A 611-nucleotide genomic window follows, 5' to 3' on the forward strand; every position below is an offset into this window, starting at 1 on the left:
GCCCCAGACCGCGACCGCCCCCGCTGGGCCACCCTCCTGCGCCGCCGCACCGCACCCACCGACGACCAGCCGACCAGCGACCCCCAACAAGTCGCCCCGGACCCGGCCTGACAATCCATCAGGCAGCGGCCCAACCGATCTCGTCGGGGGGTGGGCCGTGAATGTCGATGGTGCGGGTGTCGGGTGGTGGCAGGACGCGGTAGACGTAGCGTCCGGTGCTGTGGTGGCTGATGTGGATTTGGTCGGGGTTGGTGTGTTTGAAGCGGTTGTGCCATCCGCAGCACAGTGCGAGTTGGTCGATGTCGGTGGGTGCCCCGAGGACCCATCCTTGGACGTGGTCGATTTCGCACAGGGTGCCGGGGACTTCGCAGCCTTGGACGGCGCAGGTCGGGTAGAGGGTTTCGAGGACTTGGCGTTGTGCGGGGGTGGCGAACCGGACACGGCGGCCGAGGTAGAGCGGGATGCTGCCCCGCCCCAAAATCAACGGTGAGACTCCGGCGTTCAGTGCGATCCGGCGGGCGTGTGCGGCTGGGATCGGGGTTCCGTCGGTCAGCCGGGCGGGTGCGGTGCCGCCGGTGAGGGTGTCCAGGTCGATGACGAGGGTGACCTTG

1 pseudogene is annotated in these 611 nt (G+C 68.7%); it reads right to left on the reverse strand.

The annotated features are described in order from the left end of the window. Window positions 1-118: 118 nt before the first annotated feature. Window positions 119-611, reverse strand: a pseudogene (locus ETD83_RS42120) (hypothetical protein); the annotation flags it as partial.

The sequence above is a fragment of the Actinomadura soli genome, from assembly GCF_005889715.1.
Lineage (GTDB): Bacteria > Actinomycetota > Actinomycetes > Streptosporangiales > Streptosporangiaceae > Spirillospora > Spirillospora soli.